The 259-nt window shown below is 68.3% G+C and carries 1 protein-coding gene; it reads right to left on the bottom strand.

Features of this window, described 5'->3' with window-relative positions:
• Window positions 1-259, bottom strand: a 259-nt coding sequence (locus JI666_RS21365; RefSeq protein ID WP_286171029.1) for a glutamate--tRNA ligase family protein, incomplete at both ends; no start/stop codon positions are given.

The following is a 259-nucleotide window of genomic DNA, read 5'->3' as shown; positions in this document are numbered from 1 at the left end:
AGGTCACGCCCATCGCCTCGAGCCGAGCGACGGCCGTGTCGTAGGCGTCGCGCCGCTGGGATTGACGCATCACCGGCTCGGGCCAGGACAGGCCCAGCCAATGCAGGTCGTCATAGATCTGCGTCTCGAAGGCCGGTTTCGCGCGGGCGGTATCGATATCCTCGATCCGCAAAAGGAAACGACCGCCAGCGGCGCGGGCGAGCGCATCGGCGGTCAGGGCGGAAAAGGCATGGCCCAGATGCAGCGGGCCGGTGGGCGA

Origin of the sequence: Bacillus sp. NTK071, from assembly GCF_017303315.1 — a bacterium.
GTDB lineage: Bacteria > Bacillota > Bacilli > Bacillales > Guptibacillaceae > Guptibacillus.
Note: the sequence above shows the minus strand (reverse complement) of the source record. Positions and strands in the feature narration are given on the sequence as shown.